The organism is Magnetospirillum sp. (genome assembly GCA_027532905.1).
Lineage (GTDB): Bacteria > Pseudomonadota > Alphaproteobacteria > CACIAM-22H2 > CACIAM-22H2 > Tagaea.
The window spans coordinates 336,035-350,278 of sequence record JAPZUA010000002.1; the positions used below are offsets into that span (position 1 = coordinate 336,035).

General features: G+C 60.7%; 15 protein-coding genes and 1 tRNA gene. 5 read left to right on the top strand and 11 right to left on the bottom strand.

Annotation, left to right across the window (positions count from 1 at the left end):
* Nucleotides 1-228 precede the first annotated feature (228 nt).
* The 3 genes from O9320_09710 to O9320_09720 are packed head-to-tail and all read right to left on the bottom strand — an operon-like array spanning nucleotide 229 to nucleotide 2,211.
* Complete coding sequence (locus O9320_09710) at nucleotides 229-714, bottom strand: hypothetical protein (protein MCZ8311118.1); 486 nt, start codon at nucleotides 712-714, stop codon at nucleotides 229-231.
* Nucleotides 695-1,066, bottom strand: coding sequence for a rod-binding protein (locus O9320_09715; GenBank protein MCZ8311119.1), 372 nt, complete (start codon nucleotides 1,064-1,066; stop codon nucleotides 695-697). The genes O9320_09710 and O9320_09715 overlap by 20 nt, the downstream gene beginning before the upstream one ends.
* Nucleotides 1,066-2,211 carry a flagellar basal body P-ring protein FlgI gene (locus tag O9320_09720; GenBank protein MCZ8311120.1) on the bottom strand — a complete coding sequence of 382 codons (1,146 nt, stop codon included), beginning with the start codon at nucleotides 2,209-2,211 and terminating at the stop codon, nucleotides 1,066-1,068. Before O9320_09720 ends, O9320_09715 begins: the two co-directional genes overlap by 1 nt.
* Before the next feature lie 205 nt (nucleotides 2,212-2,416).
* Between O9320_09720 and O9320_09725 the strand changes: the two genes are divergently transcribed.
* Entirely contained in the window at nucleotides 2,417-2,845 is a 429-nt protein-coding gene (locus O9320_09725; protein MCZ8311121.1) for a flagellar assembly protein FliX, read from the top strand.
* 168 nt (nucleotides 2,846-3,013) lie between these two features.
* The gene (gene dksA, locus O9320_09730) at nucleotides 3,014-3,433 is read left to right on the top strand and encodes an RNA polymerase-binding protein DksA (GenBank protein ID MCZ8311122.1); all 420 of its coding nucleotides are present in this window, start codon (nucleotides 3,014-3,016) and stop codon (nucleotides 3,431-3,433) included.
* Nucleotides 3,434-3,453: 20 nt separating this feature from the next.
* On the opposite strand, the gene O9320_09735 is transcribed toward dksA, so the two are convergent.
* The 5 genes from O9320_09735 to O9320_09755 all read right to left on the bottom strand — a co-directional run bounded on the left by O9320_09735 (nucleotide 3,454) and on the right by O9320_09755 (nucleotide 7,411).
* Nucleotides 3,454-3,939: an Lrp/AsnC family transcriptional regulator gene (locus tag O9320_09735; GenBank protein MCZ8311123.1), complete on the bottom strand. Its 486-nt coding sequence runs from the start codon at nucleotides 3,937-3,939 to the stop codon at nucleotides 3,454-3,456.
* 111 nt (nucleotides 3,940-4,050) lie between these two features.
* Complete coding sequence (gene flgH, locus O9320_09740; GenBank protein MCZ8311124.1) at nucleotides 4,051-4,833, bottom strand: flagellar basal body L-ring protein FlgH; 783 nt, start codon at nucleotides 4,831-4,833, stop codon at nucleotides 4,051-4,053.
* Between the two features lie 39 nt (nucleotides 4,834-4,872).
* On the bottom strand, nucleotides 4,873-5,832 hold the full coding sequence (flgA, locus tag O9320_09745) for a flagellar basal body P-ring formation chaperone FlgA (GenBank protein MCZ8311125.1): 960 nt from the start codon (nucleotides 5,830-5,832) through the stop codon (nucleotides 4,873-4,875).
* 22 nt (nucleotides 5,833-5,854) lie between these two features.
* A complete protein-coding gene (flgG, locus tag O9320_09750; protein ID MCZ8311126.1) occupies nucleotides 5,855-6,640 on the bottom strand; it encodes a flagellar basal-body rod protein FlgG in 786 nt (261 codons plus the stop codon).
* Between the two features lie 24 nt (nucleotides 6,641-6,664).
* Nucleotides 6,665-7,411: a flagellar hook-basal body complex protein gene (locus tag O9320_09755; protein ID MCZ8311127.1), complete on the bottom strand. Its 747-nt coding sequence runs from the start codon at nucleotides 7,409-7,411 to the stop codon at nucleotides 6,665-6,667.
* Nucleotides 7,412-7,720: 309 nt separating this feature from the next.
* Between O9320_09755 and O9320_09760 the strand changes: the two genes are divergently transcribed.
* Both O9320_09760 and O9320_09765 read left to right on the top strand, forming a co-directional pair.
* Nucleotides 7,721-7,797 (top strand) — tRNA-Pro (locus O9320_09760).
* Between the two features lie 116 nt (nucleotides 7,798-7,913).
* Nucleotides 7,914-9,077 carry a tyrosine-type recombinase/integrase gene (locus tag O9320_09765; GenBank protein ID MCZ8311128.1) on the top strand — a complete coding sequence of 388 codons (1,164 nt, stop codon included), beginning with the start codon at nucleotides 7,914-7,916 and terminating at the stop codon, nucleotides 9,075-9,077.
* On the opposite strand, the gene O9320_09770 is transcribed toward O9320_09765, so the two are convergent.
* Nucleotides 9,037-9,639 (bottom strand): hypothetical protein, encoded by a 603-nt coding sequence (locus tag O9320_09770; protein ID MCZ8311129.1) that lies wholly within the window; start codon nucleotides 9,637-9,639, stop codon nucleotides 9,037-9,039. The genes O9320_09765 and O9320_09770 overlap by 41 nt on opposite strands.
* Before the next feature lie 186 nt (nucleotides 9,640-9,825).
* Entirely contained in the window at nucleotides 9,826-12,633 is a 2,808-nt protein-coding gene (locus O9320_09775) for a MobA/MobL family protein (GenBank protein ID MCZ8311130.1), read from the bottom strand.
* Between the two features lie 352 nt (nucleotides 12,634-12,985).
* Between O9320_09775 and O9320_09780 the strand changes: the two genes are divergently transcribed.
* Nucleotides 12,986-13,441 carry a hypothetical protein gene (locus O9320_09780; GenBank protein ID MCZ8311131.1) on the top strand — a complete coding sequence of 152 codons (456 nt, stop codon included), beginning with the start codon at nucleotides 12,986-12,988 and terminating at the stop codon, nucleotides 13,439-13,441.
* Nucleotides 13,442-13,666: 225 nt separating this feature from the next.
* On the opposite strand, the gene O9320_09785 is transcribed toward O9320_09780, so the two are convergent.
* Complete coding sequence (locus O9320_09785) at nucleotides 13,667-14,101, bottom strand: hypothetical protein (protein MCZ8311132.1); 435 nt, start codon at nucleotides 14,099-14,101, stop codon at nucleotides 13,667-13,669.
* Between the last annotated feature and the right edge of the window lie 143 nt (nucleotides 14,102-14,244).

Here is a 14,244-nt window from a genome sequence, read left to right on the forward strand (position 1 = left end):
CGGTCAATCCGGAAGTTTGTATCGCGGAACTTTGCGGCAAATTCAAGTCAAGATGGGATATGAATGCAAGAAAGCCCATATTTTACTGAGCTTAACCGCAAAATACATGTTTAACATGAACAGACAGTACAACCATCGACAGCGCTACGGCAGGACGGAGGGGGCGTTCTCGCCCGTATGCCGGCGGTTCTCGGACCGGCGCTCGCTATATTCAAATGGCGGCGAGGATCAGCAGCGTTCGTCGTACGCGACGGGCGCATACGAGAAGCCGGGTTTTTTGGTGTTGGCCTGCGGCTTCATGCCTTTGCGCGTGTAGCCGGCGGCGGCCGAGCGGTCGGCGTTCCACACTTCGGCGATCGCCTTCATCACGCCCTCGTTGACCTTGCGCGCCGACTGGATGGCGCGTTGGTTGCGCATGGCCACTTCGTGCACGCGCATGAGGGCGGCTTCGATTTCGCTCTGCACGACCGGGAGCGCGCTTTTGAGGGCCGCCGGATTCTCGCGCAGCTGGCGCACGCTCAACGCATAGAGGCGGCACAGCTCGCTCTTCTGCGTCTGCAGCTCGCCCACTTCCTGGGTCTTCATGTCGAGCAGCAGAGCGGTTTCGCGCTCCAACAGATGCACGAGATTGGCCGAGATCTTGACCAGCGTGTCGATCTGGACGCGGACATTGGCCGCACTCGTTGGCGTGGAATCACTGTTGTGCGGCTGCATTGGCTTGCTCCTGGATTTTGAGAATGTCGCGCGCGATCGACGAGCTCAGGCCCACGCCGCCCGCTTTGACGACGTTCTTGGCGTAGGCGTTGACCAGCAGCGAGCGGACGGTCTCTTCGCCCTGGCCGCCGCCGGTGGTCTTGTCGACCCCGACCGTGCTGAACATGTGGTTGAACATCTGTTCGAGAAACAGGGTTTCGAAATCGTCGGCAGTGCGCTTGATGTCTTTGGGGTCGAGCGTCTTGCCGGCGGCGGGTGCCTTGAGGGGCTTGAAGGCCGCACTCTTCGCGAGGTCGAGGGCACCGGCTGCGTTGCCTTGCGACAGGCCGGGGCTGGAGATCGAGCCCGCCATCACAGCACCGAGATTTCGGCTTGGAGGGCGCCTGCGGCTTTGATCGCCTGCAGGATCGTGATCATGTCGCGCGGCGTAATGCCCAGCGCATTGAGGCCGTTCACGAGCTCCTGCAAGGTCACGCTGCCGGGCAGGACGGCAAGATTGCGGCCGGTCCCTTCGTCGACCTGGATGTCGGTGCGGTTCACGGTCGTGGTGGTGCCGGTGCTCGAGAAGGGATTGGGCTGGCTCACCTGCGGCGTCTCGGTGATGCGGATTGTCAAGTTGCCCTGGGCGATCGCCACGGTCGAGATGCGCACATTCTCGCCCATCACGATGGTGCCGGACTTTTCGTCGATCACGACGCGGGCCATCTGGTCGGGCTGGATCTGCAGCTGTTCGATGTCGGTGAGGAAGCCGATCATGTCGTTGCGCCGGTTGGGCGGCGCCATCACGAGCACCGTGCCCGGATCGCGCGCGCGTGCCACCGGCACGCCCGCAAAGGCGCTGATCGCCTGGGCGATGCGCCGGGCGGTCGTGAAATCGGGATTGCGCAAGGTCACGTTCACGACCTCGAGCGAGGAAAGTTCGAACGTGACTTCGCGCTCGATGATCGCACCGTTGGCCACACGGCCGCCGGTGGGTGTGCCGCGCGTGACCGACTGGCCGGCACCGGAAGCGGCAAAGCCCGAAATCGCGACGGGGCCTTGGGCAACGGCATAGACTTCGCCATCGGCGCCCAGCATCGGGGTGACGAGCAGCGTGCCGCCCATCAGGTTGGTGGCATCGCCAAGGGCCCCGATACTCACGTCCATGCGGGTCCCGGTGCGGCCGAAAGCGGGCAGGGTGCCCGTGACCATCACGGCCGCGACGTTTTTGGTGCGCAAGGTGCTCGAAATGTCGCGGGTGTTGACACCCATGCGCTCGAGCATGCCGATGATCGACTGTTGGGTGAAGGGCGCGTTGGCGATGGTGTCGCCCGTGCCGTTAAGGCCGACCACAAGGCCGTAACCGACGAGCATGTTTTGGCGCACGCCCTCGAAATCCGCGATGTCCTTGATGCGCACGCGGCCCTGGGCTGCGGCGTCGGCGGGCAGCAGAACCGGGCTTGCGCACAAAACAGCGCCGAGGAACGCAAAAATCAGCTTGGTGGGTCGGTTGGCCATGGTCGTTTTTCCCGCAACTGGAGAGGTCCGCGTCAAGCTTTGCGAGACACGTGCCAGTCTCTAAATCGTTTATTTTCAATAGCTTGTTGTTAGCGGCTGGCAGCTTGGCTCGGCAAAACAACGTTTTGGCCCGGCAGAAATTGCCGATTGCGGAAAAATCGCTTCGCCCGCATCTTCTCCCCTGAAAGCCCAAGGAGATGGCGCCATGAAGGTCGGCGATACCGGCGGTCCTCGCAATGTTGGCGGCCCCAAATCGGCCGTCAAGCCAAGTGCGGGCAAAGGCAGCGACTTTTCCAAATTGCTGGAAGCGGCCGAGCGTGGGGCCGAATCCGTCGGCGGGCCGACGGCTGCCTACGGCGTGGGCGCTGTTTTCGGGGCGCAAGAGGTCGAGGACTCGGCCAACAAACCCGCCAACAAGCGCGCCCTCCAGCGCGCCGACGACATGCTCGACAAGCTCGATGCGCTGCGCCAGGGCCTGCTGACCGGCTCGATGTCGCGCGCCGATCTCATGGATCTGGCCAAACTGGTACGCGCGCGCCAGGAAGTGGGCGCGGACCCCGAATTGCGCGCCATTTTGGGCGATATCGAGCTGCGCGCGGCGGTCGAACTCGCCAAGCTCGAAAGCCTTCGCTGAAATTTCACATGGCTTTTCGCTTTCGGCACGGTATGTGCTTGCCCGCAAGACCAAGGCGACTGCGATTCGCGCGTCGCGCTTGATTTCGACTAGGGTACTCGGATACAAGCCGTGTCGATAAACAAAGCCAGTTCTTCCAAGACATCAGGGAGTTCGAACGGGGGCGCCATGACCTATCCTTTGTTGCCACCAGACTACCGCCCTTCGGACAACGAAGAGTTCATGAACCCGCTGATGCGGGAGTATTTCCGCCAGAAGCTGCTGAGCTGGCGGGCCGATCTGCTCAAGGACTCGACCGAGACGCTGCAGCATCTGCAGGAAGAAACGGTGCCCGAGGCCGACGTGACCGACCGGGCCTCGACCGAAACCGACCGTTTCACGGAACTGCGCACGCGCGACCGCGAACGCAAGCTGATCGGCAAGATCGACGCGGCCCTGCGCCGGCTCGACGACGGCAGCTACGGCTATTGCGAAGAGACGGGCGAGCCCATCGGCATCAAGCGGCTCGACGCGCGCCCGATCGCTACCCTGTCGATCGAAGCGCAGGAACGCCACGAGCGTATGGAGCGCATGCAGCGCGAAGACTGACGCCGATTTAGGGGGCCGGGCTAGCCGACCGTACGCAGGTCGGCGGCCGCCTCGGCGGGCAGGCAGGGGATGTATTCGCCGTCTTTGGCGATCGTGCGCACGCGCTCGAGCCGCACGGCAGAAACGCCCGGAATGCGACGCAGGAAATCGTCGGCGAGCGCTTCGATCTCGGCCTTGTCGCGCGCGCGCAGCTTCAGCATATAGCGCCGGTCGGACGCCAGCGGGTAGCATTCCTGCACTTCGGGCCGCACCATGACGGCAGCCAGAAACAATGTCTCGTCGAGCGCGCTCTCGAGCGTGATCTCGGCAAAAGCCAGAATCGGATAGCCCAAACGGGCGGCATCGACGCGCACGGTCCAGCTGCGAATCATGCGCGTGGCTACAAGCTTGCGGATCCGCTCGTTGGTGGCCGAAATCGACAGGCCGATGCGCCGCCCCAGTTCGGCGAGCGAAGCGCGCGCATCGGCTTGCAGCGCTTCGAGCAATGCCAAGTCCCGTTTGTCCATGGTTTCAATTTCGCGAAGCAAATTGCGAAAGTCAATCGCGCACAACCGACAAAACCAAAAAACCCCCGCCTTTCTGGCGGGGGTTTTTCGTCTGCAGGAGGGAGCAAGTCTTTAGAACGGCGAGACGATATCGAATAGTTGCTGCCCCCAACGCGGCTGCTGGAAGTCGGTGATCTGGCCCTTGCCGCCGTAGGCGATGCGGGCTTCGGCCAACTGGTCTTGGCGGATCGTATTGACCGAGGTGATGTCCTGCGGCCGGATGACGCCCGCGAGCTGCAGCACGCGGGCCTCGAAATTGACCCGCACTTCTTGCGAGCCGTTGACGACGAAATTGCCGTTGGGCAGCACTTGGGTCACGACGGCCGCAACCCGCAAGTTCAATGTTTCCGAGCGCTGGATGCGGCCCGTACCGTTGTTCGATGTGGTCGAGCTCAAGCCGCCCAGCGAAACCGTATTGCCGGTCGCGTTGTTGCTCGAGGTGTTGTTGTTGGCGCCGGGCAGGCGCGACAGCAGATCGGTCGTGCTGTAGCCCAGGAACTGCGAGGACACGTCGGCGCCTTCCGTGTTGGTGCGGCCGCGCGTCGTCGTATTGCTGAAGTCGGCCGTGTCCGCGATGCTGACGATTACGGTCACGATATCGCCAACCTGGTTGGCGCGGTTGTCCTTGAAGAACTGGCGGGCACCTGTGCGCCACAGCGAGGCGTTGTTCTGGCCCTCGCCTTCGGCGCGCGGCGGGGACGGCATCGTGATGCGCGGGTTGGTATCGGCCGGGTTCTTGATGGGGGTAAGGGCAGGGCCCTGGCCCATTTCCGAGAGGCGCGAGAGCGTGTTGCCGCAGGCCGCAAGGCTCGCGGCAGCACACACGACGAAGGCAAGGCGGAAGAAGGGTTTCATGGCGGGTCTCCGGTCAAACGAGCAAGAGGCGAAAAGGGGTTAGGGCTTGAGGGCGGCCAGGCGCGGCGACATCGGCACGGCGACTGTGTCGGGGCCGACGACGACGCCTTCGATCTGGCGGTTAGAGGTGGTGTTGAGAACGCGGATCGTGTCGCCGCGCGCACCTTCTTCGACCGCACGGCCCTGAACGCTGAGGCTCAGACTGCCCATTTGCAGCAGCACGGTGACGTTGGCATTGCGGGCCACGAGAGTTGCAGCGCGCACGTCGGTTTCGCGCACCGGCTCACGTTCGCGCAGGCGCTGGCGGGCGACCTGGCCGATCAGCTTGTCGGCACTTGCGATCACGTCGCGCCGTGTTGCGTCTTCGCGCACCTGCACCATTTCGACGTCGGCCGAACGGATCGTTTCGCCCGCCCCGATCGCACGGCGCAAGACCGGCAGGCGGGCCGTGGTCATCACGCGGCCCTGCAGCGTGAGGCGCTGGGCGCCGACATGGCTGCCGCCGGCGATCAGCGTTGCCGTGAAGCGGCCGTTGGCGCGGTCGAACTGGAGTTGGCGAACTTCGAGGTCGGCGGGCGCTTCGATCGGCAGCGAAACGCTGGGGGCGCGGCCGCCGAAATCGATTTCGTCGCTGGCACGCATGCCTTCGGCGAGCAGCGCTTGGCGCAGCACCGGCACGATGTCGGCCGACTCAAGCGTGCGGCCCATGCGTTCGACAAGCACGCGGTCGAAGCGCGTCTGCGGGCGCCAGGCAAGATTGTTGACGCGCGCGATTTCCATGAGCTGGGCGATTTCGACCGCGACGCGGCGGCCGGGCGCGGGCGCGCGCAGCACGGCGCGGTCGCTGTTCACGCCGTCGAACAGGTCCGAGAGGCGCACGAGATCGCCTTCGACGACGACAAGGTCGCTGCGCAGCGTTTGCGCGTGGGCGGCCGGGGCGAATGCTGCCGGCGCTAGGGTCGCGACGGCGGCGGCAAGGAGAAGGGCGAAGCGGGTCATGGTCGGTATCCTTCAGACTGGATCAGCGCATCTGGTTGACGGTGTTCAGCATCTGGTCGGAGGCCTGGATGATCTTCGAGTTCATCTCGTACGCGCGCTGCGCCGTGATGAGCGAGGTGATCTCGTTGACCGAGTTGACGTTCGAGCCTTCGACGAAACCCTGCTGCAGCGTGCCGAAACCGGCCGTGCCGGCCGTGCCGCCGATCGCGTCGCCCGAGGCCGCACTCGTCAGGAAGTTCGTGTTGCCGATCGGGATCAGGCCCGCTTCGTTGATGAAGGCGGCCATCGTGAACTGGCCGACCTGCTGCAAGGCCGTCTGGCCCGGGATCTGGACGAACACCTGGCCCGACTGGTTGACCGAAATGCTCGTGGCGTTGTTCGGCACCTGGCCGGGGCCGACCACCGCGAAACCGTCGGCCGTCACGATCGAGCCCTGGTTGTTGAGCTGGAAGGAGCCGGCGCGCGTGTAGGCGGTTTCGCCGGTCGGCAGCGTCACCTGGAAGAAGCCGCGGCCCTGGATCGCAAGATCGAGCGAGTTGTCGGTCTTGAGCAGCGAGCCTTGCTCGTGGATGCGGTAGACGGCCGTGGGCTTGACGCCGAGGCCGATCTGGATGCCCGCAGGCACCGTGCCGCCGGCGTCGGACGCCGCCGTGCCGGCGCGGCGTTGGGCCTGGTAGAGCAGGTCCTGGAACTCCGCGCGCTGGCGTTTGAAGCCGGTCGTGTTGAGGTTGGCGATGTTGTTCGAGATGACTTCGACGTTCAGCTGCTGGGCCAGCATGCCGGTCGCGGCGGTGTTGAGGGAGCGCATGGGTCTATCTCCTGGTCAAAAGTTTCAAGCGACGCGGGCGAGGCGGTCGATCGCCCGGCGGGCGCGGTCGTGTTCGCTGTCGATGATTCGTTGGGCGCTTTCGTAGCGGCGGGTGATGTCGAGCATCTGGGTGAGCTCGGTCACTGATACGACGTTCGAGCCTTCGAGAATGCCCTGGTGGATTTCGGCGCGTGCATCGGCCGGGACGGGGTCTTGCGTGCTGGCATAGAGCCCGCCGCCGAGGCGCGTGAGCGCCTGGTCGTCGACGAACGACACCAGATTCACGCGGCCGACATTGTTGGCGCCGTTGATGACGTCGCCCTGCTTCGTGATTTCGATGCTGGGCTCGTTGGGATTGACCGCGATCGGGCGGTTGTTGCGGTCGAGCAGCGCAAAGCCTTCCGTGTTGACGATGCGCCCGGTGCTGTCGAGGCGGAAATTGCCGTCGCGCGTGTAGCGCGGGCCGACCGGCGTCTCGACGACGAAATAGGCGTTGCCGTTGATCATCATGTCGAGCGGGGCGTCGGTCTTGATCGCCTGGCCCGGCCGCGTGTCGCGGTAGGTGCCGATACCCTCGACGAAAGCGAGTTTCTGCGCGCCGTCGCCGCCGATGCCGGGATTGCCGGCCTTGGGCGTCAGATACTGTGCGAACAGCAGCCGCTCGCCGCGAAAGCCCGTGGTGTTGGTGTTCGCCAGATTGTTGGCAACCGTCTCCATCTGGCGACGCAAGGCGCTTTGATGCGACAGGGCGAGATAAGAAGGGTTTTCCATCGTTCGGGTCCGTTGGGCAGAGGGGCGGTTGGCACAGGTCCCATTGCGGGGACAACGAAGAGGATTGCAGCCGCCGTGCCAGCTAATTAATCAAGTTAATTCATATGGTTAGGAAAAATCCGGAAGCTTTCGAACATGCCTCCCGGCAATTCCTGCCGGGTTGAAGCTGCCGCTTTGGCGCTTTGGCCTCGATCAGCAAAGCGAGCGTTGAAACTGGCGGGCGGGTGCGGCATAGTCCGCGCCCGTTCGTGCCTGTCTTCGCCCCAAAGACGATCTTGCGCGCAGGAACGGTTGAGGCCGGATCAATGACGGAGCGTAGCGCAGCCCGGTAGCGCATCAGTCTGGGGGACTGGGGGTCGTGGGTTCGAATCCCGCCGCTCCGACCAACAAAGAAGCCCGCTAGATCAATGGTCTAGCGGGTTTCGACGTTTTCGGGCTTGCGTCTGGTTTCCACGTAGTTTCCACTCAGTTTCCAACGGACTTGCCGTTGGAGGTTGGCTGGATGCCCAAAAGCGCGATGTTGCCCGTATTGCCTGGAATCAAGATTGTCTCGAAGACGCTCGCCGACGGGACGGTGAAGACCTTCTATTACCATCGAGCTACGAAGCTTGCCCTTGGCTCGGATCGGGCCCGCGCGGTCGCTCGCGCGGCCGAGATCGAAATGCTCGCTGGACCCGAACCGCGGCGCCGGCAGGCCGGGGCGCTGAGCGACGTCATCGCCAAATTCAAGGTCTCGCCAGAGTATGTCGGGCTTGCCGAGGGGACAAAGACGCTCTGGCTCCCTTTCTTGACGGACCTTGAGGAGCGGGTCGGTGACTGGGCACCAAAGATGTTCTCCCGTGCGATGGCCAGCAAGTTCAAAGCGACCCTGATTGCCAAGCACGGGTCGGGATCGGCCCGGAACCGCTTCAAATGCTATTCGCGCCTATGGAACTGGGCGGTCCAGAACGGCCATATCGAAGTCGTGAACCCGTTTACGGCACCCGGCTCGTTTGCGAAGGGGTGGCATAGCAAAAAGGCAAAGCCAATCTGGCGGCGCAATCACGTTGAAGCCTTTCTGACCGCCACGCGCGAAGTCAATGTCGGCGGAAACCCGGCCTTGGTCACGCATAAGGCTACTCGGACGGAAGGCGTTCCGGACGATATGCGTCTCGCATTTTTGCTGGCGCTTTTCACGCTGCAGCGGCGGGGTGACATTTTAAGGATTACCGGCGATAAAATTCGTGTCGATAATCACGGACGTTGGTGGATGAAGCTCAAGCAAGAAAAGACCTGGGCCGACGTCGAGTTCCCTGTCCATAAGCTCCTCCGGGCCGAAATCGAGCGCCAGAAGATCAATCCGGGAGAGAAGCGCCCGCTTGTGAAAACGAAGAGCGAGGGGATGTTCGACGATCGGAACTTCAGTCGGAAATTCCGGACTTGGCTGGAGGCGGCAAACATCCGCAGCCTCAACTTCCATGCCCTGCGGCGCAGCGGCATGGTTTGGTTAGCCGAGGCCGGTGTCAGTGCCCCGCGAATTGCTGGCCTCTCCGGGCACTCGATTGCCGTGACCCAGAAAATTCTCGACGAATACATCGTTCGGACGAAGGAGCTCGCCGAGGCGGCGATCGACGCGTTCGAACGGATCACTCAAGACGCTTTTCCAGTGCGCGTCGGACGAAGGTGAGGTCATCGTTGGGTGCCCCTGACTCGAACTCAGAGGCGACCTGTCCTCGCGCCAATCGTTCGATTTCAAATCGTGACCAGCGAAGATGGCGGCGCCGGCTGCTGCGATTTGCTGATGGTATGGGATGCAGCATAGGGGCGTAGCGCTGCAAAAAGGTTTTTGAGCTGACTTTGAAAATTTGAGCCGCTTCCGTGGTTGTCAGAATAGGCGCTTGATCGGTTGGGGGAGTTTGCTTGGTGGTGTGTAACTGTGATCGACGGATCGCCGGACGCGCGTGCTTTGAAGCGAGAAGAATTTTGTAGAGATGAAAAAGATCGACCTCCTCGACGACACGATTTAGAGGGGCGTCCGGTCGAAGATTTTTCGACTGAAGAGTTACCGGACCTGAGCTTGTCGCAGTTCGAGCGACGGAGGTGTCTAGATAGCTTTGTTTCTTTGGATTGGGTAAGGTCTTAGCTGCCTGCGCTTTGGCACAAGTCGATGCCTTCCAAAGTCCTTCGACAGGGCTTAGGTGGTTGTGTGAGATATCAATCTCACTTGGCTTGGTGCGTACGAGCTTCACAAGCCGAGAATGGGGCCGGCGTCTTAAAATCCGGCGCGGCGGAAGAAAAAACCGGAATACACTAAATTTATAGGATATTTTATATAAGTGCTATGCTTTCCCATAGGACGAAGTTTTGTAGCCTTCTGTTGCAGAGCTTTGCTCACCCCTCCCCACTGCTCTTCGTTTAGGCTGCGGTAACTCCGGCTACCTCTCCAAACCGAGCTCCTTCCGGCGCCGCATTTGTAGTGTTTCCGCGATGTCGCCTTTGCAGCTTGGTGTTGTTGTCCGCGGGGGAGGAATGTTACCGCCCGTCTCGATCTTTGGCGCCGCCGGGCCTGCCGATTTCGATGCGATTTTTGGCTGGGATTTAGACTCGCTCTTTTGATGACTCCCGTGTTTGGCAGGCTGCTGCACAAATGTGCGAGTTGGCTGATTGCTCGTGCGTGTTGCGGGAGTGTCGCCCCCGGTGTCGTGCTGACGAGTAGCCGACGTTGACGTAGTCGAGGAAAGAGAATTTGGCGACGAGATACCGGAAATCCTATTCCAAAGGCTTCGAATGACGCTCGCAGCACCGTCAAAGATCCCATTCTTGGCTGTATGTGTCTCTGGCGAAGTCGCGTTGCTTGGTGTTCCCTCGGAATGCTTCGGATTATTCGATGAGCTATTGTCCGATGTTTCCGCCGACGCCAAGTTCGGAGGCGGGTGGAAAGCGGCGATTGCATCTTCATGCTTCTTTTGGAGGGAGGGCGATAGTGCGACGAACTTCCTTTCGATCGGAGTTTCATTTCTTGACGTGTCGATGAAACGGAGAAGTGTCGAGAGGCTAACAGGACGATCCACGCGCGTAGGGTCGCCCTCGGGATGAGGACGAGATCGAGAGGCCAAAAGTTGCAGTACGGTGGAATTCGAGTGTAGCCTGCTGCGGGCACGCCGAATTTCCTCGAAAACTCTTCCGAGAGTGTTGTCGTTTCCATAGAGGCTACCGTGGCGACCGTCGGCAGCAAGCCGTAACAGCCCGCCCGGCTTTTGAAATTCCATGGTATTTTGCCGACCGGTCAACTTGACGGGTGAGAGGCCGTGGCGAGTGAGTATCTCGGCCACACGTGTCGCGCCCAAGCTAAGCGTCGTAGTTTCAATGAGCCCTTCTACAAGTTTTCTCCAGAACCGAACCTCATAGGTCGTTTCGTCCAAGTTTTTTTCGGATTTGGATGTTGAATTGACGATGTGCCAACCAGACGCGCGACCAAAGTGTAGCTGAATATCGACATAATCGCCGATCGCGATGGCGACACTGTCAGAGCATCGGCGAACGACGGGAATTTTCTTGTCATTCTCCAACTTCGGTGGAATCCATTTTGGCTTCAGACGCTGCTTCAGTTCCTGGAACACCCACTCGGGATCGACCTCTTCGAGTGTCGCAGGCCCTTTGGCAAACTCGCCCATGAAGTTATCTTGAACTTCTTCGCGCGCCATCTCTTCTTTGTACTTTTCCAAGGATGCGAGCGCCGACGCAACGGCCGCACCGGCACGCGAGAAACGCCAAACAACATCGATCAATTCCAACTGAGCGTCTTTCCCTTCGGAGTCGTGCAGAACGGTTACTTTTCTATTTTGGGCGCTGAAGATGGATTTGAGGAATTCCGCGCACGCCGCAACTGCATTGCGTGCTGCATCGACGTTTTTGACGCATTCAAATCTTCCCGAAAATGTATGTTCTTGTGGTTCGAAAGTTTCGAGCAGAATGTCCAATTCCTCTGTCGTGCGTGCAATTACTTCAAGGTCTTGGGTATGGGCTCGAATGCAGCTTGTGAGGATATCTGCAACACGCGGCGGCACGGAACGCTGTGGCGCGCCTGCGTCGCGGCGCAACAGCGCCGAGCGAGCCGGTCCAAGATGCTCGCCGGGTGGGCTGAGAATACCAATCTCGGTCGCGCGGCCGGGATAGAACAGTCGCTCGATCGGTTTGTCACCACGGCGTGCTACTTGTTCGGCGACTTCGTTGACGATCTCTGCATATCGGCGCCGAAGATAGGTCACCCAGTCGGGGCCTTGGAGGTTTCGGTTCTTTGTTGGCGCAAAAACCCAATCTGGAGCGCTGCTGCGTTCGAGATTCGCATGAGAAGGCATTGTTAGTATCGGCCGCGTACCGATCACAAAATGCGCGTGAAAATTTCTGCTGTCGCCCTGTTCGTCCGGTTTGTGTGTAGCCGCGAACCAGCCCAGTCTCTGGCGTGTGAATTCCTGACCAAACCGCTCGATTATCGCACGACGATCGGCCGACGAGACCCAATGTGGAAGCTCAATGATGATCCTGTCCTGGACGCGGGAGTCGCGTCTGTTTTCTGCGATATTCGCGGCGAGCCAGAACGCCTCGCGTTGCTTCGGCGAGTCGCCGATATTTCCGGTGCAAATAGGTCCCCGTTCGTCGCGTTCGATGTCATTGGCAGTTTTGGAATAGCCGCCCGAGCGCTCGATGTATCGTTGATGCTGCCGACAGCGATCAAGCGCACGCTTTGTTGCATTGAATTCGCGACCGACATGTGACGACGTCTTCGCGATATTCGAAGCCATCAGTTGACCGGCTGGCGTCTTCAGAAATGCGTGCCCGGACGGGAGAGACCACATCCGGGCGCCGCTATGGCGTTTTGCCTCCGACAGGGTTTTGAGGTGGAAAATCTCGGTGCGGGTTGGCCATAGTCCGACGCGATGGCCGCGGCGGACCTCGCGGGGGATCTGAGGGGCTGGTTTCCGCGACGTCGATGCCATCCGGAGATGAAAAGTCGATGCACCGACGCTCGTTGGTGCTGTTCCGAGCGACAGGGCGCGATAGCCGGGGCCTGATGTGGGCGAGGTGGTGCGTTTTGATGGTTGCTTTAGAGCGGCTGTCCGCAGTCGAATTCCGGGGCCGCGCGGGCCTCGTAGCATCTTGTTGATGGCTTCCCACTCGGCGGACTCGTCGAGGCGGCCTGCGCGTGGGATCTCCAGTTCATCGTTCGAATGCTTACGCGCCATTTTCTCCTCAATTCTCTGGCATCAGCGTTGCCGCCAACTGCGGCAACGCGTAATTGCGCCCGCTTTCGGGCCAGAATGGCCCGAAAGCGGGAAATCGGTGTCCGCTAACGCGGCCACACGTTGCTTGTGCGGGTGCTTCGCGGCTGCGCCGGTATTTGCCCGTTGCGCCTTACATAACCCCAATGTTCTTAAAATCCGGGGCGGCGGAAGCAAATCCAAACAATCGGGCCCGTGCCGGGCTCGAAGCCGGTTCTCAAAACGCGCTCCCGCCGCTCTGGATTTTAAGAGAGTCGAGGCAATACTTGCATTGCGCCGCGCCAATTCATGGCGCGGGTGGACTTAGGAGATAGCGATGTCGAAGAAAGTCGATATGCCCCGGCAGCCTGCGGAAACTACCGATCTGGCTATTCCAGTATCACAATCAACCACCGCCCTCGAACCGGCGCCGGCCTCGGGGGGATTTGACGGGTTGGACAGGGTCGAAATGGCGCCGATGACAGCGGCGGAGGAGCGGGCCGAGCGTCGTGCACGAAGAGCCGAAGCGGACTTCGTCAGAACGGAGGCGCGCAAAAACAAGTATCAACGCAAGCTGTATGAAATTGAGCGAGATGCCCGAGCGAGAGGGCGTGCGACGGAAACGCAGAAGAATCTCGCCGCGACTATATCTCTCCAGGAGATGCTCGCGGGAGATCTGCGCGCACGCGGATTCACGATGGTACGAATCAAAAAGCTGTTTGCGCTTTTGTCGCGCACGCCATTGACTGCCGAGCAGGTCGCGCAACTGATTGCGTCACATCAAATAAAGTAGGTGGGAGCACTGTCTATCGTCGTGGTGTCGCCAGTTGACGCTCGAAATCCTGGGCGCAGGGCGGTCAGCATTTCTGACGCTGCGGCTTGGCGATTTGAGCAGGCAATTGCAAGACCATGGAGCTGGCCTGATGCGGGCGACCCACCAAGTCTGGGCGCTAAGCCGTCCGCCCCGTCAGGCCAGAGACCAATCGTATTCCGAGAAGAAGCCGCTGGACGAAAACACTCAGACATTAACCCCGGAATTATCGGAAATCGTTCTCGTCCAGCGACGGTGTCGAGATAGCGGAACCAATCGGAACCGAAAATCGGCGTCAATCTCTCCGGATTCCTCGCCGTCTGAACGTGCCCATTCGAATAGATCTTGGATTTCAATAAGCCAAGCGCAGTTTAACCCGGGGAAAGTCTTCTCGTAGGCGTCCGCCCAAACAGCAATAATGTCGGCCCGAGAACAACGGTGCCGTTCGAGTGACATCGGCATCGATCCTTGCGAGAGCGATAGGGCTTCGGTCTCGGTGACGCGATGCAAATACCTATTGAAACGATTCTGAAGCGCGCCGATCGTCTGGATTCGTACGGTGCGGCGGGTGGCGATTGGAAGCGATTCCGTCTCACAAAACATCTCGTACAGTTCGCGCGCCGCATCGTTTCTATTCAGCATGCTGCCTCCACAAATGACGGAATTAACTCCGAAGTCCCGTCGAATTGTCATAAACAGTGTTTCTGATGAATGCGAAGTGTAAGTGATCTGGTCGAGCTTTCGAACCAATCCGAAATACAGACTACAGTGTAACAGCGCCCGCG

Excerpts from the sequence above, each read along its gene's own strand:
- O9320_09710 (MCZ8311118.1), bottom strand. The coding sequence starts at position 714 with ATGCAGCCGCACAACAGTGATTCCACGCCAACGAGTGCGGCCAATGTC.
- O9320_09715 (MCZ8311119.1), bottom strand. The coding sequence starts at position 1,066 with ATGGCGGGCTCGATCTCCAGCCCCGGCCTGTCGCAAGGCAACGCAGCC.
- O9320_09720 (MCZ8311120.1), bottom strand. The coding sequence starts at position 2,211 with ATGGCCAACCGACCCACCAAGCTGATTTTTGCGTTCCTCGGCGCTGTT.
- O9320_09725 (MCZ8311121.1), top strand. The coding sequence starts at position 2,417 with ATGAAGGTCGGCGATACCGGCGGTCCTCGCAATGTTGGCGGCCCCAAA.
- dksA (MCZ8311122.1), top strand. The coding sequence starts at position 3,014 with ATGACCTATCCTTTGTTGCCACCAGACTACCGCCCTTCGGACAACGAA.
- O9320_09735 (MCZ8311123.1), bottom strand. The coding sequence starts at position 3,939 with ATGGACAAACGGGACTTGGCATTGCTCGAAGCGCTGCAAGCCGATGCG.
- flgH (MCZ8311124.1), bottom strand. The coding sequence starts at position 4,833 with ATGAAACCCTTCTTCCGCCTTGCCTTCGTCGTGTGTGCTGCCGCGAGC.
- flgA (MCZ8311125.1), bottom strand. The coding sequence starts at position 5,832 with ATGACCCGCTTCGCCCTTCTCCTTGCCGCCGCCGTCGCGACCCTAGCG.
- flgG (MCZ8311126.1), bottom strand. The coding sequence starts at position 6,640 with ATGCGCTCCCTCAACACCGCCGCGACCGGCATGCTGGCCCAGCAGCTG.
- O9320_09755 (MCZ8311127.1), bottom strand. The coding sequence starts at position 7,411 with ATGGAAAACCCTTCTTATCTCGCCCTGTCGCATCAAAGCGCCTTGCGT.
- O9320_09765 (MCZ8311128.1), top strand. The coding sequence starts at position 7,914 with ATGCCCAAAAGCGCGATGTTGCCCGTATTGCCTGGAATCAAGATTGTC.
- O9320_09775 (MCZ8311130.1), bottom strand. The coding sequence starts at position 12,633 with ATGGCGCGTAAGCATTCGAACGATGAACTGGAGATCCCACGCGCAGGC.
- O9320_09780 (MCZ8311131.1), top strand. The coding sequence starts at position 12,986 with ATGTCGAAGAAAGTCGATATGCCCCGGCAGCCTGCGGAAACTACCGAT.
- O9320_09785 (MCZ8311132.1), bottom strand. The coding sequence starts at position 14,101 with ATGCTGAATAGAAACGATGCGGCGCGCGAACTGTACGAGATGTTTTGT.